This window comes from Aeromonas media (genome assembly GCF_020423125.1).
Taxonomy (GTDB): Bacteria; Pseudomonadota; Gammaproteobacteria; order Enterobacterales; family Aeromonadaceae; genus Aeromonas; species Aeromonas media.
The window spans coordinates 4100985-4118834 of record NZ_CP075564.1 but is presented as its reverse complement, the minus strand read 5'-3'; the positions used below and the strand labels follow the sequence as shown (position 1 = coordinate 4118834).

At 63.1% G+C, this 17850-nt stretch carries 16 protein-coding genes and 1 pseudogene; all 17 read left to right on the top strand.

The genetic code is table 11. The features are described from left to right. Positions 1 to 30: 30 nt before the first annotated feature. The 17 genes and pseudogenes from mshL (at position 31) to KI797_RS18980 (ending at position 17817) form a co-directional block, all read left to right on the top strand. Positions 31 to 1710: a pilus (MSHA type) biogenesis protein MshL gene (mshL, locus tag KI797_RS19060; RefSeq protein WP_226170652.1), complete on the top strand. Its 1680-nt coding sequence runs from the start codon at positions 31 to 33 to the stop codon at positions 1708 to 1710. A gap of 163 nt (positions 1711 to 1873) precedes the next feature. Then, positions 1874 to 2759, top strand: a pseudogene (locus tag KI797_RS19055) (ExeA family protein). Beyond that, positions 2756 to 3871 carry a tetratricopeptide repeat protein gene (locus KI797_RS19050; RefSeq protein ID WP_226170650.1) on the top strand — a complete coding sequence of 372 codons (1116 nt, stop codon included), beginning with the start codon at positions 2756 to 2758 and terminating at the stop codon, positions 3869 to 3871. The pseudogene KI797_RS19055 and the gene KI797_RS19050 overlap by 4 nt, the downstream one beginning before the upstream one ends. Positions 3872 to 3903: 32 nt before the next feature. Further along, positions 3904 to 5616: an MSHA fimbrial ATPase MshE gene (gene mshE, locus KI797_RS19045; protein ID WP_226170647.1), complete on the top strand. Its 1713-nt coding sequence runs from the start codon at positions 3904 to 3906 to the stop codon at positions 5614 to 5616. Positions 5617 to 5619: 3 nt separating this feature from the next. Beyond that, positions 5620 to 6840: a type II secretion system F family protein gene (locus KI797_RS19040; protein ID WP_226170645.1), complete on the top strand. Its 1221-nt coding sequence runs from the start codon at positions 5620 to 5622 to the stop codon at positions 6838 to 6840. 144 nt (positions 6841 to 6984) lie between these two features. Next, the gene (locus KI797_RS19035; protein ID WP_161507629.1) at positions 6985 to 7446 is read left to right on the top strand and encodes a hypothetical protein; all 462 of its coding nucleotides are present in this window, start codon (positions 6985 to 6987) and stop codon (positions 7444 to 7446) included. Between the two features lie 76 nt (positions 7447 to 7522). Beyond that, positions 7523 to 8182, top strand: a complete 660-nt coding sequence (locus KI797_RS19030; RefSeq protein WP_226170643.1) for a prepilin-type N-terminal cleavage/methylation domain-containing protein — start codon at positions 7523 to 7525, stop codon at positions 8180 to 8182. Positions 8183 to 8200: 18 nt separating this feature from the next. Further along, complete coding sequence (locus KI797_RS19025; protein ID WP_226173180.1) at positions 8201 to 8659, top strand: prepilin-type N-terminal cleavage/methylation domain-containing protein; 459 nt, start codon at positions 8201 to 8203, stop codon at positions 8657 to 8659. A gap of 64 nt (positions 8660 to 8723) precedes the next feature. After that, positions 8724 to 9209, top strand: coding sequence for a pilus assembly FimT family protein (locus KI797_RS19020; protein ID WP_226170641.1), 486 nt, complete (start codon positions 8724 to 8726; stop codon positions 9207 to 9209). Continuing rightward, the gene (locus KI797_RS19015) at positions 9196 to 9768 is read left to right on the top strand and encodes a prepilin-type N-terminal cleavage/methylation domain-containing protein (protein ID WP_226170639.1); all 573 of its coding nucleotides are present in this window, start codon (positions 9196 to 9198) and stop codon (positions 9766 to 9768) included. The genes KI797_RS19020 and KI797_RS19015 overlap by 14 nt, the downstream gene beginning before the upstream one ends. Further along, positions 9768 to 10547 carry a PilW family protein gene (locus KI797_RS19010; RefSeq protein WP_226170636.1) on the top strand — a complete coding sequence of 260 codons (780 nt, stop codon included), beginning with the start codon at positions 9768 to 9770 and terminating at the stop codon, positions 10545 to 10547. The genes KI797_RS19015 and KI797_RS19010 overlap by 1 nt, the downstream gene beginning before the upstream one ends. Further along, complete coding sequence (locus tag KI797_RS19005) at positions 10537 to 10998, top strand: MSHA biogenesis protein MshP (protein WP_226170633.1); 462 nt, start codon at positions 10537 to 10539, stop codon at positions 10996 to 10998. Before KI797_RS19010 ends, KI797_RS19005 begins: the two co-directional genes overlap by 11 nt. Positions 10999 to 11120: 122 nt before the next feature. Continuing rightward, positions 11121 to 14486: a DUF6701 domain-containing protein gene (locus tag KI797_RS19000; RefSeq protein WP_455550426.1), complete on the top strand. Its 3366-nt coding sequence runs from the start codon at positions 11121 to 11123 to the stop codon at positions 14484 to 14486. 216 nt (positions 14487 to 14702) lie between these two features. Beyond that, positions 14703 to 15743, top strand: coding sequence for a rod shape-determining protein (locus KI797_RS18995; protein WP_005308111.1), 1041 nt, complete (start codon positions 14703 to 14705; stop codon positions 15741 to 15743). 41 nt (positions 15744 to 15784) lie between these two features. Continuing rightward, positions 15785 to 16693, top strand: coding sequence for a rod shape-determining protein MreC (mreC, locus tag KI797_RS18990; RefSeq protein ID WP_042648847.1), 909 nt, complete (start codon positions 15785 to 15787; stop codon positions 16691 to 16693). Then, on the top strand, positions 16693 to 17178 hold the full coding sequence (gene mreD / locus KI797_RS18985; RefSeq protein ID WP_005328018.1) for a rod shape-determining protein MreD: 486 nt from the start codon (positions 16693 to 16695) through the stop codon (positions 17176 to 17178). Before mreC ends, mreD begins: the two co-directional genes overlap by 1 nt. Positions 17179 to 17229: 51 nt before the next feature. Continuing rightward, on the top strand, positions 17230 to 17817 hold the full coding sequence (locus tag KI797_RS18980; protein WP_005328019.1) for a Maf family protein: 588 nt from the start codon (positions 17230 to 17232) through the stop codon (positions 17815 to 17817). Positions 17818 to 17850 lie beyond the last annotated feature (33 nt).

Sequence of the window (17850 nt, the reverse complement as noted above, 5' to 3'; positions counted from 1 at the left end):
GTTTCATTGCGAGTCAGGTGCACCAATAACATGAAAAAACACCATTTCTGTCTGCTTCCCCTCGCATTGGCGGTGGCGGCTTGTACCAGCTACCAGCACCCCGAACCGGTGCAGGCCAAAGACGCGCTCAAGCAGGCCATGACCGAGCAGACCCCGACCGCGCCGCTGACTACCCTGCCTCCCTCGGTGCAGAGCGAACTGCTGCAGCTCAATCGTCCCCAGCAGCCCCTGGCGGTTCCGGAGAAACGACTGCGCATCGCGGCCCATGACGTCGATGCGGTGGAGTTCTTCGGCTCCCTGTTCAAGGGATCCCGCTACAGCGTCGCCGTCCACCCCGGGGTGGCCGGTGCCATCTCGGTAGAATTGAAAGACGTGACCCTGCAGGAGGCGCTGGCCACGGTCGGCGACATGTACGGCTTCGACGTGCAGCGCAAGGGCAACGTGTTTCATGTCTATCCGGCGGGTCTGCGCACCGAGACCATCCCGGTCAACTATCTGATGATGGCCCGTCGCGGCCTCTCCCGGACGTCGGTCAGTACCGGCGGGGTGACCGCCAACGACAACAACAATAACGGCAACAACAACGTCGACAGCAGCGGCAACAATAACGGCGGCAACAACAACCTCGGCTCTTCCAACGGGGACAACGGCAACAGCAACAACAGCAACGGCACCCGGATCGAGACGGACAGCAACAACGACTACTGGACCGATCTGCGGGATGCCCTGCAGACCCTGATCGGTACCGGCGAGGGGCGGGCCGTCATCACCAGTCCCCAGGCGGGGCTGGTCACCGTGCGTGCCTATCCGAAAGAGCTGAAAGCGGTGCGCGAGTTTCTGGATCAGTCCGGCGAACACCTCAAGCGCCAGGTGGTGCTGGAGGCCCGGATCCTGGAGGTCTCCCTCAACGAGGGCTACGAGCAGGGGGTGGACTGGAGCGGCCTCTCCGCCAGCTGGGACGGTAACAAGGGCATCACGGGAGGCGGCTCCCTGCTCGACAGCCCCATCGCCTCGACCCCCAACCAGATCTTCAGGGCCCTGGGGGGCGGCGCCGGTTTCACCATCTCCGATGGCAACTTCAACGTGGCGGTCAGCCTGCTCAAGACCCAGGGGGACGTGAACACCCTCTCGAGCCCGCGCGTCACCGCCACCAACAACCAGAAGGCGGTGATCAAGGTGGGGACGGACGAATACTTCGTCACCAACGCCTCGACCACCACCACCACCTCGGGCAACTCGGCGCCCATCGTCACGCCGAACGTGGAGCTGACCCCCTTCTTCTCCGGCATCGCCCTGGACGTGACCCCGCAGATCGACGAGGCAGGCCGGGTGCTGCTGCACATCCATCCCTCCGTCATCGACACCGAGGAGCAGAACAAGACCATCAACGTCGGCACGGCGGATCCCCTGGTGCTGCCACTCGCCAAGAGCGCCATTCGTGAATCTGATACCGTGGTGCAGGCCAACAACGGCGACATCATCGTCATCGGCGGTCTGATGAAGACCGACAAGCAGGAGATCGTCAGCAAGGTGCCACTGCTGGGGGACATCCCCTGGGTCGGTGAGGCCTTCACCAACCGCCGGGAGAGCACCAAGAAGGTCGAGCTGGTGATCCTGCTCAAGCCGACCGTGGTGGAGAAGGATACCTGGCAGCAGGAGCTGCAACGCTCCTCCGAGCTGCTCGACAAATGGTATCCGCCCAAGGGCTAAGCCATGAACCAGCATGCGATTGGCCTTGTCCCCTACGGCCCGTGGCTCTATGCCACGACAGGCCCCCAGGCCGGTGACGACTCATGTACCTGAACCATACCGGTTTGCAGGTGTTCTCCTTCGGCCTGGTCGGCACTGGCCGTGATGGGCACAGGAAGGGCGCATGTACCTGAGTCACTTCGGTTTGCAGGAGGCTCCCTTCGGTCTGACCCCGAACACCGGCTTCTACTACGGCCTGCCTCCCCACGAGGAGGCCATGCAGGTGCTGAACTGGGCGCTGGCGCAGGGGGAGGGCTTCATCAAGGTGACCGGCGAGGTGGGCACCGGCAAGACACTGCTCTGCCGCAAGCTGCTGAGCGAGCTCGGCTCCGAGGCGTGTCCGGTGCGCCTGGCCTGGCTGCCCAATCCCCACCTCACCCCGGGGGAGCTGCGTACCGCCCTGGCCCTGGAGCTGGGGCTGGCGGTGCAGGGAGAGAGCGAGCTGGATCTCACGGACCGCATCCATCGTCACCTCATCACCCTGCACCAGCAGGGGAGCCGGGTGGTGGTGCTGATCGACGAGGCGCAGGCCCTGCCGGACGAGACCCTGGAGGCCATCCGGCTGTTTGGCAACCTGGAGACGGAGTCCAGCAAGCTGTTGCAAATCGTGCTGTTCGGCCAGCCCGAGCTGGATGTCCGGCTGGCGAGGCCCCACTTGCGCCAGTTGCGCCAGCGCATCGGCTTCTCCTACTGCCTGCGGCCGCTGCGGTGCGACGAGACCCGGGCTTATCTGGAGCACAGGCTGCACGTCTCGGGTTATCGCGGGGCGGCGCTGTTTGGCGGCCCTGCGCCTGTTGTGGCGGGCGTCCTGCGGCATTCCCCGGCTCATCAACGTGCTGGCCCAGAAGTGCCTGATGCTGGCCTATGGCCGCGGGGTGCGCCGGATAGACAGCGCCCTGGTGCGACTCGCCATTCGCGATACCGACGACGCCCGCCGTGGCGCCTTGGTACGCTGGTGGCCCCTGTTGCTGCTGCTGGGTGCTGCCCTGACCTATGGAGTCTGGTCATGAGCGTGATCAATCAGATGCTCAAAGATCTGGAGCAGCGTCAGCCAGGATCCGAGGGCGCCGCCGTCTATGTGGCGCCGGTGCGTCAGCAGGGGTGGTGGATGCTGGTGCTGACCCTGTTGTGCACCCTGGCGCTGGCCATCCTCGGCTGGCGTACCTGGATCTACTGGCAGCAGAGCCAGCGCACGGCGCAGCCGACCGTTCAGCTGACTACCCGGCTCGTCCCGGCGAGCGGTGAGCAGACGCTGCCTGCCTCCTCTGCCGCCGAGGTGGTTGCCGTTGCCCCCGCGCCCCAGGTGGCTGCCGCTTCCGGGGCGGTTGGGGTGGATGGCTCCATAGCGGCGAGGGCAAGCGACACCGCTGACCTGGCGCCGCAGACCCTGGCCGAGACGCCGCCAGAGGATGACGTCATCCCGAGCGACGAAGAGTTGCAGCCGGATCTCTATGCCGAGCTGGCGGCCGAGCAGGATGCCGAAGAGGCGCCAGTGCCGACAGCCCCGCGCAAGCCCGGAATCTTGAAGATAGAGACGGTGGAGCTCTCCGAGCCCGAGCTGGCGGCCCTGGCCGAGCGCAAGGCGACCACCGCCATAGCCAAGGGTCAGATGCAGGAAGCGCAGGACAACTACTACGAGGTGCTGGTCCATGACCCGCACAATCAGGGGGCGCGGGAACAGCTGGCTGGCCTGCTCTATGGGGCGGGACGGCTGGCGGAGGCCGGCCAGGTGCTGGAAGAGGGGTTGAGACTGGATCCCGAGCAGGCCGACCTGCGTCTGCTGCTGGCCCGGGTGGCCATCGGTGGCGGTGATCGCCAGAAGGCGCTGGACTGGCTGACCGGCTATCAACCGGATCTGGCCGCCAATCTGGATTACTACGCCACCTGGGCCGGGCTTGCCCAGGAGCTGGGTCAGCCTGCCCGGGCGTCGGAGCTCTACGTCAAGCTGCTGCGCCAGCAGCCGGATCAGGGGCGCTGGTGGCTGGGGCTCGGCGTGGCCGAGGATGGCCAGGGCCATCGCCAGCGTGCGCTGGATGCCTATCGCAACGCCCAGTTGCACGGGAACCTGGGCGAGGCCTCGACCCGCTGGCTGGAACAGCGAATTGCACAGCTTGCCCCCTGACGGGCAGCCGGGATCACTTTTTTGGAGTTTGCATGGCACAACCCAGACTGAAAATGCGCCTCGGCGACCTGCTGGTACAGGAGCGGATCATCTCGGATGATCAGTTGCAGCTCGCCCTGCAGCAGCAGCGCCACACCGGCCGCAAGCTGGGCACCACCCTCATCGATCTCGGCTTCATCAGCGAGGTGCAACTGCTGACCTTCCTCGCCCGTCAGCTGGACGTGCCCTTCTTCGATCTCAACAACCTCACCATAGACGCCTCGGCCGTGACCCTGTTGCCCGAGGTGCAGGCGCGCCGCTACCGGGCGCTGGCGGTCAACCTCAGCGACGACAAGGTCACCGTGGTGATGTCGGATCCCGCCGACTTGAGCGCCCTCGATGCCATCGCCGCCCTGCTGAGTCCGCGGGAGCTGGTGCTGGCGGTGGCCCGGGAAGGCCAGTTGCTGGAGTATTTCGACCGCCTCTATCGCCGCACCCGGGAGATAGAGAACTTCGCGGTGCAGCTGCACGAGGAGCATCAGGAGACCGGCTTCGAGCTGGGTGCCAGCAGCCTCAACGCCGGGGCAGATGAGGGGGAGGCGACGGTGGCCAAGCTGCTGCGCTCCCTGTTCGAAGACGCGGTGCAGGTGGGAGCCTCGGACATTCATATCGAGCCGGACGAGAAGGTGCTGCGCATCCGCCAGCGCATCGACGGCGTGCTGCACGAGAACATCCTGAGCGAGGTGCGCATTGCCCAGGCGCTGGTGCTGCGTCTGAAGCTGGTGGCCGGGCTCGACATCTCGGAGAAGCGGCTGCCCCAGGATGGCCGCTTCGCCATGAAGGTACGCGGTCGTGACGTGGATGTGCGGATGTCCACCATGCCGGTGCAATACGGGGAATCTGTGGTGATGCGGCTGCTGGATCAATCCACCGGCATACTGTCGCTGGCCGAGACCGGCATGCCGCCCGCCATCCTGACCCGCTTCCGCCGCCAGCTCAAGCGCCCGCACGGCATGATACTGGTGACGGGGCCCACCGGCAGCGGCAAGACCACCACGCTCTATGGCGCCCTCTCCGAACTCAACCAGGCCAGCCACAAGATCATCACGGTGGAAGATCCGGTGGAGTACCGGCTGCCTCGCGTCAACCAGGTGCAGGTCAATCACAAGATCGGCCTCACCTTCTCCCAGGTGCTGCGTTCCACCCTGCGCCAGGATCCTGACATCCTGCTGGTGGGGGAGATGCGAGACAACGAGACGGTGGAGATTGGCCTGCGCGGCGCCATCACCGGCCATCTGGTGCTGACCACCTTGCACACCAACGACGCCGTCACCAGTGCCCTGCGCCTCATCGACATGGGGGCTCCCGGCTATCTGGTGGCGAGCGCCCTGCGGGCCGTGGTGGCCCAGCGGTTGGTGCGGCGAGTGTGCGAACACTGCGCCTGTGAGACGGCACCGGATGAGGGGCAGGCCACCTGGCTTGGCGCGCTCTCCGGCGAGGTGCCGGGTCAGCACGTCTATCGCAAGGGGCGCGGCTGCCAGAGCTGCAACTTCACCGGCTATGCGGGCCGGATCGGGGTCTACGAGTTGCTGGAGCTGGATCAATCCATGATGGATGCCCTGCGTCGCAACGATGCCGAGGGCTTTGCCCGGGCTGCGCGCGAGCACGAGCACTACCGGCCGCTGGCCCTGACCGCCCTCGACTATGCCCGGGAGGGGATCACCTCGGTGGACGAGGTGCTGCGGCTGGCCGAGGATCTGGGCTAAGTCATGGGATCATTTGCGTACAAAGGCCGCGACAGCCAGGGCAATGCCGTCAACGGCGTGGTGGAGGCCGCCAGCGAGCTGGCCGCCGCCGAGCAACTGATGCGCCGTGGCGTGATGCCTACCGAGCTGAAGGCGGGCAAGGCCAGATCCGCCGCCATCGACTGGTCGCTGCTGCTGGAGGGGGGCGTCAAGCTGGAGGAGCTGGTGGTGTTCAGCCGCCAGATGTATGCCCTGACCCGGGCGGGCATCCCCATACTGCGGGCCATCGCCGGGCTGGAGGAGAGCGCCCACAGCAAGCCCCTCAAGCGGGCGCTCCACGCTCTGGGGGAGGATCTCGGCAACGGGCGGCTGCTGTCGAGCTCGATGCAGGCTCACCCCAAGGTGTTCAGCAGCCTGTTCGTGGCCATCATCCACGTCGGCGAGAACACCGGCCAGCTGGAGGAGGCCTTCCTGCAGCTCGCCAACTATTTCGATCTGGAGCTGGAGACCCGCAAGCGGATCAAGACTGCCATGCGCTACCCCAGCTTCGTGATGATAGCCATCGGCATCGCCATGGTGATCCTCAACATCATGGTGATCCCGGTGTTTGCCGGCATGTTCGCCAAGTTCGGGGTGGAGCTGCCGCTCGCGACCCGGATCCTGCTCGCCACCTCCCACTTCTTCGTCCACTACTGGTGGCTGCTGCTCGCGATCTTGGTGGGAACGATCGTCGGCTGGCGGCGCTGGGTCGCCACGGCCCGGGGCAAGCTGACCTGGCACCGATGGCAGCTCAGGCTGCCCATCGTCGGCTCCATCATAGAGCGCTCCCTGCTGGCCCGCTTCGCCCGCAGCTTCTCCATGATGCTCAAGGCCGGGGTGCCGCTGAACACGGCGCTGACCCTGGTGGCCGATGCGGTGGACAACGCCTGGATGGCGGGGCAGATCCGCGACATGCGGGGCGGTATCGAGCGAGGCGAGAGCCTGCTGCGCACCGCCGGCGCCAGCGGCCTGTTCACCCCATTGGTGATGCAGATGATCGCGGTGGGGGAAGAGACGGGCCAGGTGGACGAGCTGCTGCACGAGGCGGCCGAATACTACGAGCGGGAGGTGGACTATGACCTCAAGAGCCTCACCGCCCGCATCGAACCGATCCTCATCGGCATAGTGGCCGTCATGGTGCTGGTGCTGGCGCTCGGTATCTTTACGCCCATGTGGGACATGATGAGGGCGGTGCGGGGTCAGTAGGCGGTATCTTCACTCCTCCTGGTGGGGGGCGTGATGCGAGCGGTGCGCGGTCAGTAAGCTGCCGGTATGGCAGGGGGTATCTTCACTCTTCCTAATGGAGCCAGTGATGCATGCTGTTTGCGGTAGACAAGGGGCGGGAGAGGCATGAGCAGACAGTCCGAGCAGGATGAGCGCTGGCTGGGGGGCTACAGGCGGATGGTCGTCTGTGCCCTGTTGCTGGTCATCCTTGCCACCCTGGCCCTGAGCTATCGCAGCCACAGGGCAGAGGCGTTGGCGGTCAGCCTGAGCCTGCTGGGGGAGCAATTTGCCGAGCGGGCCCAGCGACTGCACGGGCGCTGGCTCGATGAGCGGCGACCCGCCGTGCTGCATGCGGAGGGGGTGGCCTGGCAGTTCGATGAACGGGGCTGGCCGCTGGCGGTGTTGCCGCTGCAGTCCCCGTCCGGTAACTGCCGCCAGCTCTGGTTGATGCTGATCGGTCCGGACGATCCGGGGTTGCCATCCTGGCAGGCCCTCGCCAGCCAGGATGGGGGCGGCTGCGAGTTTGGTTGGGAGGGGCATTGGCTGCGCTACCGTTTCAGTGACGGCCGGGTGCTGGCAAAGCCGTGAAGCGATCTCTCAAGTGCTTCAGCCACATGATTTTTTTCTATCTGCATGAAATAATGCGGACCATTACGGAGGTTGCATGGCAGCAAAGAGAGTGAGCCCCGGCCAGGGACCAGGTCAGATGGCCGGTTTTTCCCTGATAGAGCTGGTGATCGTCATCGTGATCCTGGGGATCCTGGCCGTCACCGCCTTGCCCCGTTTTCTCGACGTGACCGACGAGGCGAAGAAGGCCAGCGTGGAAGGGGTGTCCGGCGGTTTCGCCACCGGGGTCTCCCTGGTGCGAGCCCAGTGGGAAGCCGAGGGTCGTGCCAAACAGGACAGTCTCAATACCGTGCTCTACGACGGCTCCCGTTTCTATCTGACCACGCCGACCGACAGCCAGGTCAGCAATGGCGAGCTCTCCCCCGGTTATCCCATGGACACGGCGGCGAGCGGCGCTCCCGATGTGGATCCGGCCAATCTGACGGCGGTCCGCTGTCTCAATATTTGGGAGGGCTTGTTGCAGAATCCTCCCAAGGCTACTGCCAACTTTGACGAGGTGCGCGGTAGCGGCAATGACCTGAAGTTCTATGCCACGGTGAGCAACAATGGACTGGATTCGGTCTGCCGTTACTATCTGGTCAACAGCCTGAGCAAGGGAAGTGATGGGCGCTATCAGGACCCGCAAGGGAGCACCGATGCCTACATGAGTTTCAGTTACCGCCCGGCCTCCGGCCAGGTGACCACCCATATCAATTGATAAACCGAGGAAAACGTAATAAAAAAGCAGGCGGGTTTTACCCTGATCGAACTGGTGATCGTGATCATCATCCTGGGCATTCTGGCGGTCACCGCCGCGCCCAAGTTCCTGAATCTGCAGGATGATGCGCGTACTTCCACCCTGAAAGGGGTTGAGGGCTCGCTGAATTCTGCCGGTGCCATGGTCTATAGCAAGGCCGTTATCGCGGGTAAGGACACGGCTCCTTCTGAAACGCTGGATGTTGGCAATAACGTCAGCGTGAACATCGTCTATGGCTACCCCAAGGCAACCCAGGCAGATCTCGAGAAGGTACTCGAGCTGAGCTCTGGTGACTGGAGTTACAAAGCTTCCGGTGCCAGCAGCGTTCTGATTTTCCCGGCCGCTGTTTCTTCCACCACTGCAACCGAGTGCTTCGTCACTTATACCCAGGCAACTTCGGTATCCCAGCCGACCTCTGAAGTGACTGCCTGTAAGTAAGGTCAATCTCAATCAAGATGGAGAGAGATGCTCTCTCCATCTTCCTTCCAAGGAGTGCTGTGTCATGACGGCACGAAGTGATGGCTTCACCCTGATAGAACTGGTGATCGTGATCCTGTTGCTCGGGATTCTGGCCGCCTTTGCCGTGCCCAAGTGGCTGGGCAAAGGCGGCTTTGAAACCCATACCCTGCGTGACGAGCTGGTGACCCGGCTGCGGCTGGTGCAGACCATGAACATGCATGAAGGGGAGGCGCGCTGCACCCAGCTGGTGCTGGAGCAGAGTCGCTTCGCTCACCTGACCCAGACGGGCAGCTGTGCGCCCGGGTCCATCATAGATAAATGGAATGCGGACGAGCGGAGCCGGGGGCGCGTTGTCACGGCCTCCGGCGGCATCACCCTGCCGCAAGGCAGCTTTACTTTCGACAAGCGCAGCGGCCGTCCGCTCTCACCCTCCACCTGCGTCAATAGTTGCAACCTGGTGGTGAGCAGCGGGCAGGAGAGCGCCCGGCTGCGCATCGAGCCGGAAGGGTATATTCATGCGATCCCCTAAGGCCCGTCGCGGCTTCACCCTGATCGAGTTTATCGTCGGCATAGTGCTGCTGGCGGTGGCGCTTACCGGCATTCTGGGGTTGCTGGTCAACCAGGCGCCCCAGTCAGTGGATCCGGTGCAGCAGGTGCGGGCCGCCCAGCTGGCCCAGCGGATCCTCGGCGAGGTGCTGCAAAAATCTTTCGATGAACACTCGGATCACAATGGCGGCCGTTTTCGCTGCGGCGAGACCGTCGGCACGCCTCCCGAGATCTATCCCGCCTGCACCCCAGTCGCCGATTACGGTCCGGATGGGGGCGAGACGCGCCCCTACGCCTTCAACGACGTGGATGATTTCGATACTGCGGGTAACTGGGTGGACGCCAACCAGTTCACCCAGAGCTCTGTCAGCGCCAGCGACGAGGAGTATCGCCACTATCAGCTGAAGATCCGTGTCACGGCTGATGACCTGTTTGCCAGTGCAGGCAAGGGTGCCTCGTCCATCGGCAAGCGTATCGAGTTGACGGTGCGGCTGCCTGATCGCAGCGAAGTCGAGTTTGCGCTCTACCGGGGTAACTACTGATGAGCCAGCGCATTGCACGGGGCTTCACCTTGGTGGAACTGGTGATGGTGATCCTGCTGCTCGGAGTGATGGCCACCTTTACCAGCCAGTTTATCGGTATCGGCACCCAGATTTACGGGGATGCCAGCCGCCGGGAGCAGCTGATGAGCGATGCCCGCTTCGCCCTGGAGCGGCTCAACCGCGAGCTGCGCGATGCGGTGCCGGGCTCGGTGCGCATCGAGGATGAGGCGGGCAACCCTCTGGATCAGGGGGCCTGTCTGCGCTTCTGGCCCATCGTCACCGCCAGCCGCTATCTGGGCTCCGCGGCCAGCGCCGGACTCACCATAGTGGTGCCCGAGGTGCTGCCCGAGCGGAATAAGGACCTGGCCATCGTCTACCCCCTTGCCGATCCGAATATCACCCTGGAGCAGGGGTGCCTCCATGGCAACTGCGTGGCCAGCGTCACCTCTGTTGGGGCATCCGTGTCGGGGGCGCTACCGCTGACGGTGGATGGCTCCTTCGCCAAGGGGTCGCCGGGGCAGCGTATCTATTTTGCCCGCCAACAGGTGCGTTACTGCGTGATGAATGCCGCCCTGACCCGAGCCAGCGCCGCTATCGGCACTGACATTCGCGGGAGCACACCGGTCCTGATGGCCGAGCATATCCGTTTTTCGCCCTATTACTTCTATCGTGAGCCCGCCGCTTTCAATCAGAGCGAGGTGGGGCTGCGGATGGAGTTCGAGCAGCGTGGCGAGCGCGTCCTCTTCAACCACAAGCTGGAGACGCTCAATGTTCCCTAGGCCCCCCCGCAGGTCGGCGCCCCAGCGCGGCAGCGCCATCATGATCGCGCTCTTCGTCATCGTCATCATGGGCCTGCTGGCGGCGGCCATGGGCCGCTTCCTGGTGGACAGCGGCGAGAAGAATACGGTGGAGGTGCGCGGGGTGCGTGCCCTGATGGCGGCACAGAGCGGGCTGGAAATTGCCCTCTACCGGCTCTATCCCAACGACCACTGGCAGGCCCAGAAGTGCGACGCCCTGACCCGAACCCCGTTTGCGGTGCCCGGGCTGGTGGACTGCGAAGCCGAGGTGAGCTGCCAGCGGATCGCCGTGAGCGCGGCCGGCGGGACCCAGACAGGTTACAGATTCCGCAGCGAAGGGCGTTGTGGCAGCCCGAGTCAGAGCGGCGCCAACCCGGATTTTGCCGTCAGCCGCACCCTGGTGGCGGAAGCCTTTGATGGAGTGATGCCGTGATAGGTCGTCTTTGTTCCGTTCTGTTTTTACTGCTGTTCGGCTTGCCTGTGCAGGCAGCACTGGATTGCAACAGCATCTTCCCTGGCCCGATCCAGAGCCATGACGCGGCTGGCACGCTTTACATGCAGTCAGGTGCACGAGTGGAGAATTACAATGGCCTAGAGGTCTGTTTCAAACGTGTCGCTGGTTATGACTATGAAATGAATTCACAAGCCTGTGGTTCGGGCAAATGCCAGGTAACCGGCTTTGCCAGCTTGAAGCAGACTCGGCCCACGTTTCCAGGCAGTACGGATTCTGCCAGTTATACAGCTGCGAATTGGACTACCCCCACGGTCATCCTCGGTACCACTCCGAATTACGGCAAGCCAGCCAGCAGCAGTCGCTGGGACCTGGGCAACCTGACCATAGATGGCTCGGTCAATTCCAATGGGTCGGGTAATGTCAGCTTCTCGGACAGTTACACCACCTATGTGATAAAAAACTTGACCATGCAGAATAGTGGCGTGATGACGTTGACGGCGGGCAAGACCTATATCATCGAGGGGGACCTGAATCTGAATGGGGGCAGTCTCATCAAGCTAGTTGGTACTGGCACGACCTCGTTTTATGTTAAGGGCAATATGTCCGTCCACAATGACTCGCAACTGCAGACGGGATCTGGTTTCAAGGCTTATGTGGTCGGCAGCATGACGCTGACCGGCAGCGACCAACTGGCGGGAACCTTCTATGCGGAAGGGGATGCCACCTTCGAAAATCAGGTGGTGTTGCGTGGCCAGCTGAGCGCGAAGAACGTCAGTCTGAAAGGAAACAGCAAGGTTATTTATGAGGCGGCCTTCTCCACCTGCAAAGATATTTTCACCGATCCCCCGACGGAGGGGGTCAGCATGACACCGCCCCCCGGTGTGCTGGTGCCACCCCTTGGGGACCTGGTGTGCAGCAAGCAGGGGAGTGGCACCAGCTGTACCGGCCACAGTGGCAACAGCTTTGGGCCCGGGGATCACGACTTCGACGACGGCAGCATCAGCAACCAGGCCGAGATCATCGCCACCGGCGTGACGGCGAGGCTCTATTTCAACAACCTCGATCTGAACAACGCCAGGCTCAACCTCCGCAATCCGCCCGAGCATCTCTTCATCTACGTGAAGGGGGATCTCTCCATCGCTGGCCAGAACCAGATCAATGCCGTCGTCTATGTGACGGGCAATGTCCGCATGGCCGGCAACGCCACGCTCGAGGGGGCGCTGGCGACGGGAGGCAATGTCGATATCAGCGGAAACGGTGACTACTACTTCGATCAGGATGCCGTCGACAAGGTGGACCTCGGTGGTAACACCTGCGGAGGGAGCACGGGCGGGTCCCAGATCGATCACTTCGAGCTCAGCCACTCCGGCCAGGCGCTCACCTGCAACCCCGAGACTGTGGTCATCAAGGCCTGTGCCGATGCGAGCTGTTCCCGGCTCGTCACCGAGCAGGTCAGCGCGGCCCTTAGCCTCACCCCCGACACCGCCAGCAATGGCTGGGTGGGGGGCAACCAGCTGACCTTCAGCGGGGGCTCGACCACGGCCCGGCTGCACAACAACACGGCGGGCACCGTGACCATGGGCGTGGCCAGCTCGACACCGGTATTCCAGCACCAGACCCTGTGCCGGGCGGGCAGCGGGGTGCCGAGTGTCGCCGCCTGTACCCTCAACTTTGCCGACAGTGGCTTTATTTTTGATGTGCTGGATACCGATGCCAACAAGCCCCAGCATGTGCTGGATACCTATGCCAACAAGCCTCAGCAAGTGCAGATGAAGGCGGTCCGAAAGGACAACGTGAGCCAGCAGTGCGTACCGAGCTTTGCCAGCGTGAGCAAGCCGATCCGTTTCTGGAGCGACTATATCAGCCCGGCGAGCAATGCCTTCGGCAGCAGAATCACCGTCAATGGCAATGCTATCGCCACCTCGCAAGGGGCGGCCACCGTCAGTAATCTGAGCTTCGATGCCAAGGGTGAGACCACTCTTACCGTGAATTACCCGGATGCGGGCCAGATGCGGCTCAACGCCCGTCACGATGGCAGCGGGGATACCGCGGGTCTGGTGATGACGGGCTCGGATCTGTTCGTCAGCCGCCCGGTGGGGCTCTGCATCACGCCTGCCCAGGGGGCCTGTGCGGCAGGGGATGCCAGTTGTCCGGTGTTCAAGAGGACGGGAGACACCTTCCCACTGAATATCCAGGCCATGGCCTGGCAGAGCGACAACGATGGCAATATCTGCGTCGGCAACGGCACCACGCCGAACTTCGTGTTGCCAGATATCGCCCTGACCACTGAGCTGGTGGTTCCCCAAGGGGGGGGCGTCGCTCAGGTCATCCCGAACAAGTACAGCCACGTTGCGGCCAGCAACAGTCTCAACACGCCCACCCTCAGTCTCAACGAGGTCGGGGTCTTCAGGATCAAGGCGACACCGCCTGCCGCGATACCCCCGGCAACGGGCTATTTTGGCTACAACATTCCTCCCGCCAGCAGCGTGCCGGTAGGGCGTTTCGTGCCCTGGGACTTCAGCATGACGAGCGGCACTGTCACCCCGGCTTGCGGTGGCTTCAGCTATATGAGTCAGCCGTTTGGCGTGGATGCGATTGTGGTTGCGCGCAACAAGGAGGGGGGGGTCACGAAAAATTACCGGGATGCCTTTGCCAAGGGCGCGCTCATTCTGGCGGCTGCCAATAACCAGGACGGGGTGGATCGCTCCAATCGGTTGGTGCCGCTGGCCGCCAGCTGGTCCGAAGGTACCGGCAAGGCTACCGGCCAGAGCCGGTTCATGCGGCTGCGTGAGCTGACCCCGAGCCTGACTGCACCGGAAGAGCCCTTGCCGCTCCTGCGACTAGGGCTCAGGGTAGCGGACGGCGAGACTCTCGAGACCAGCTTCCTTGCCGATCGAAACATGAACCCCGCCGTGACCGGTACCTGCGATAACGGGGTTAATTGCACCGCGAAGCAGCTCCTCATCCCGCAGGGTGCGAACGATACCATGATTGCCTATTACGGCCGTCTGCTGGCCAGTACCCGCCAGGGAGCGGTCAGCGCACCGCTGGCGCTGCCGCTTCAGGTTCAATATTTCGAAGGTGGGCTGTGGCGCGCCAATTCGCAGGATGTCTGCACTCAGATCGCCCTGACGGGGGACGGCATGGATTTCACCGACGCCAATCAACACTATGATGCTGCGAGCGGGGATCTCGTCCTGCAGGATGGTGCCCGCATTCGCCTCGGGTTCGGCAATCAGGCCCCAGGAGGTAGCCAGACTCGGTTCAATAGCGGTGAAACCTGGTTCCATTTTGCACCACCGAATCAGGCCGTACGCATCCCCTACCGTATCGTGCTGGAGAAACAACCTGATCAACCGCTCTGGCTGGCGGACCCCGCCACGGCGGATCATCTGTCGGGAGAGGCCATCTTTGGCCGTGACAGGGGCAACGATCGCATTATTTATCGCCGCGAAGTGATGCCCTGAAAATGATATGGGGACGGGGAGAGGGGCGCTTTGGGGTGAGCCTGCGTCTTATCTCCTTGTTTCGTAGTGTTTGTCGGCCTGAGCGGGTGAGTGATGACTCGCATTTTTGTCGCGCTTGATTGACTGGCGACAGTTTGAGCGCTTGCCCATTGGGGTGGGCATTGGTAAAGTTAGCCGGTTTTCTGCACCTCCAAATTCTTAGGATTTCCCGTAGCCATGTTCAAAAAGCTCAGAGGCGTCTTTTCCAACGATCTGTCGATCGATTTGGGAACTGCCAACACCCTGATCTACGTAAAAGATCAAGGGATCGTCCTTAACGAACCCTCAGTTGTCGCCATTCGCCAAGAGCGCGGGAACGCCAAATCGGTCGCTGCCGTCGGTCATGCCGCCAAGCAGATGCTGGGTCGTACCCCAGGCAACATCTCCGCCATTCGTCCGATGAAAGACGGCGTGATCGCCGATTTCTACGTGACCGAGAAGATGCTGCAGCACTTCATCAAGCAGGTTCACGACAACAACTATTTCCGCCCCAGCCCCCGTGTGCTGGTGTGCGTGCCGTGCGGCTCCACCCAGGTCGAGCGTCGTGCCATCAAGGAATCCGCGTTGGGCGCCGGTGCCCGCGAGGTTTACCTGATCGATGAGCCCATGGCCGCCGCCATCGGTGCCGGCCTGCCGGTCTCCGAAGCGACCGGTTCCATGGTGGTGGACATCGGTGGTGGTACCACAGAAGTGGCCATCATCTCCCTGAACGGCGTGGTCTACTCCCAGTCCGTGCGCATCGGTGGCGACAAGTTCGATGAAGCCATCATCAGCTACGTGCGCCGCAACTACGGCAGCCTGATCGGGGAAGCCACCGCCGAGCGCATCAAGCACGAGATCGGCTCTGCCTACCCGGGCGAAGAGGTGCGCGAGATCGAAGTCCGTGGTCGTAACCTGGCCGAAGGTGTTCCGCGCAGCTTCACCCTGAACTCCAACGAGATCCTGGAAGCGCTGCAAGAGCCGCTGTCCGGCATCGTCTCTGCCGTCATGGTCGCCCTGGAGCAGTCCCCGCCCGAGCTGGCGTCCGACATCTCCGAGCGCGGCATGGTGCTGACCGGTGGTGGCGCCCTGCTCAAAGACATCGACCGTCTGCTGATGGAAGAGACCGGCATCCCGGTCGTCGTGGCTGAAGATCCCCTCACCTGTGTCGCCCGTGGCGGTGGCAAGGCGCTGGAACTGATCGATATGCACGGTGGCGATCTGTTCCACTACGAATAAGACCCAAAGCCGGCCGAGCGCCGGCTCTTTTTTGACGACTCATGAAACCCATCTTTGGTAGAGGCCCTTCGCTTCAGTTACGGTTGTTTCTCGCCGTCATCATCTCTGTCGCTGCCATCGTCGCGGATTCCCGCTTCGGTGTGTTCACGCACGTCCGCGTCTATCTGAGTTCGCTGGTCAGCCCGCTGCAATACATCGCCAATGCGCCCGGTACCCTGCTCGACACCATGTCGACTCAGGTGCAGACCCGATCCAGTTTGATCGAGCAGACCAAGCAGCAGGAGCAGCAGCTGTTAACTCTGCGCTCCCGCCTGCTCAAGCTGGATCAGCTGGAGCACGAGAATCAGCGTCTGCGCGAGCTGCTCGGTTCGCCTGTGCACAAGGAGTCCCGCAAGATGGTGGCCGAGCTGCTGTCGGTGGATTCCGACCCCTTCAGCCATCAGGTGCTGATCAACAAGGGGGCGCTGGACGGCGTCTATAACGGCCAGCCGGTGATCAACGATCAGGGGGTGGTTGGTCAAGTGCTGCACGTGGGTTCCACCACCAGCCGCGTCCTGCTCATCACCGACTCCAGCCACGGCATCCCGGTGCGGGTGCTGCGCAACGATCTGCGCGCCATCGCCTCCGGCAGTGGCGAGCTGGACAAGCTGGAGCTGCGCAACCTGCCGCGCAACACCGACGTCCAGGTTGGCGATCTGCTGGTCACCTCGGGCCTCGGCGGCCGCTTCCCGGAAGGCTATCCGGTGGCGACCGTGACCCGATCCGACTATGTGGAGGGCAAGCCCTTCGCCCAGATCGAGGCCAAGCCGCTGGTGGCGCTGGACAGGCTGCGTTATCTGCTGCTGCTGTGGACCGACAAGAAGCCGGAAGTGCATGACGACGATGCCCTGGCGCCTGCCGCGACGCCCTCTGCGGCGACGGCTACCTCGGCGGCGGAGGCAACGCGCTGATGCTGCAACCCGCCAGCGGCAGGATCTGGATCTGGATCTCGATCCTGCTGGCCCTGTGTCTCTCGATCCTGCCGCTTCCCTTTCAATTCGAACCCTTCCGGCCGGACTGGCTCGCCATGGTCCTCATCTATTGGGCGCTGGCGCTGCCGCATCGGGCCAACGTCGGCACCGCCTGGGTGGCTGGCCTGCTGCTGGACGTGCTGCTCGGCAGCACGCTCGGCGTGAGGGCCATGGCCATGGCCATCACCACCTATCTGGCGGCCTTCCAGTTCCAGAAGATCCGCAACTTCTCCCTCTGGCAGCAGGCGTTGATCATCGGTCTGCTCTCCCTGGTGGGCAAGATCACCGTGTTCTGGGCCGAGCACCTGTTCAGCCGTGCCAGTCTCAATCTGGCCTATTTTTGGTCGACGTTGACGACGATGTTAATATGGCCCTGGATTTTTATGGTCTTGCGCAAGGTACGCCGTCGCTTCAATATCAAGTGAACATGAGCAAAAACAACGGATTGTAACTGCGTCTCGCCTCATTGAGTGAATATGAACAAGCACAACGAACTGCAACTCTATCTCGCCTCGGGCTCACCCCGCCGGCATGAACTGCTGACCCAGCTGGGCTACCGCTTCGAGGTGCTCAGGCTGGATGTGCCCGAGCAGCGGGACGCGGGCGAAAAGCCCCAGGATTATGTCTGCCGGCTGGCCCGTGACAAGGCGATGGCCGGTGTGGCCGCGGCCCCGACCGCATTGCCGGTGCTGGGGGCCGACACCATAGTGGTGCTGGGAGACAGGGTGCTGGAGAAACCCTCCGACCTGCTCGATGCCAAAGACATGCTGGAAGCGCTCTCCGGCAAGGTCCATCAGGTGATGACGGCGGTGGCACTGGCTACCCCGGATCGCTGCGATGTGCGGTTGGTGACCACCAATGTGGCATTCCGCAAGCTGGACGAGGCCGAGATCGAGGCCTACTGGCGCACAGGTGAACCCTGTGACAAGGCCGGTGCCTATGCCATCCAGGGAATAGCCGGCAAGTTCGTCAGCCGCATCGAGGGGAGCTACAGCGCCGTGGTCGGCCTGCCCCTGCTGGAGACGGATCTGTTGATCAAGCAGCACCTCGAGCAGACCCGGTAATCCCCTCGTCAGCAGTTCGCTGCTGAGTTACCC

Excerpts from the sequence above, each read along its gene's own strand:
- mshL (WP_226170652.1), top strand. The coding sequence starts at position 31 with ATGAAAAAACACCATTTCTGTCTGCTTCCCCTCGCATTGGCGGTGGCG.
- KI797_RS19050 (WP_226170650.1), top strand. The coding sequence starts at position 2,756 with ATGAGCGTGATCAATCAGATGCTCAAAGATCTGGAGCAGCGTCAGCCA.
- mshE (WP_226170647.1), top strand. The coding sequence starts at position 3,904 with ATGGCACAACCCAGACTGAAAATGCGCCTCGGCGACCTGCTGGTACAG.
- KI797_RS19040 (WP_226170645.1), top strand. The coding sequence starts at position 5,620 with ATGGGATCATTTGCGTACAAAGGCCGCGACAGCCAGGGCAATGCCGTC.
- KI797_RS19035 (WP_161507629.1), top strand. The coding sequence starts at position 6,985 with ATGAGCAGACAGTCCGAGCAGGATGAGCGCTGGCTGGGGGGCTACAGG.
- KI797_RS19030 (WP_226170643.1), top strand. The coding sequence starts at position 7,523 with ATGGCAGCAAAGAGAGTGAGCCCCGGCCAGGGACCAGGTCAGATGGCC.
- KI797_RS19020 (WP_226170641.1), top strand. The coding sequence starts at position 8,724 with ATGACGGCACGAAGTGATGGCTTCACCCTGATAGAACTGGTGATCGTG.
- KI797_RS19015 (WP_226170639.1), top strand. The coding sequence starts at position 9,196 with ATGCGATCCCCTAAGGCCCGTCGCGGCTTCACCCTGATCGAGTTTATC.
- KI797_RS19010 (WP_226170636.1), top strand. The coding sequence starts at position 9,768 with ATGAGCCAGCGCATTGCACGGGGCTTCACCTTGGTGGAACTGGTGATG.
- KI797_RS19005 (WP_226170633.1), top strand. The coding sequence starts at position 10,537 with ATGTTCCCTAGGCCCCCCCGCAGGTCGGCGCCCCAGCGCGGCAGCGCC.
- KI797_RS19000 (WP_455550426.1), top strand. The coding sequence starts at position 11,121 with ATGCAGTCAGGTGCACGAGTGGAGAATTACAATGGCCTAGAGGTCTGT.
- KI797_RS18995 (WP_005308111.1), top strand. The coding sequence starts at position 14,703 with ATGTTCAAAAAGCTCAGAGGCGTCTTTTCCAACGATCTGTCGATCGAT.
- mreC (WP_042648847.1), top strand. The coding sequence starts at position 15,785 with ATGAAACCCATCTTTGGTAGAGGCCCTTCGCTTCAGTTACGGTTGTTT.
- mreD (WP_005328018.1), top strand. The coding sequence starts at position 16,693 with ATGCTGCAACCCGCCAGCGGCAGGATCTGGATCTGGATCTCGATCCTG.
- KI797_RS18980 (WP_005328019.1), top strand. The coding sequence starts at position 17,230 with ATGAACAAGCACAACGAACTGCAACTCTATCTCGCCTCGGGCTCACCC.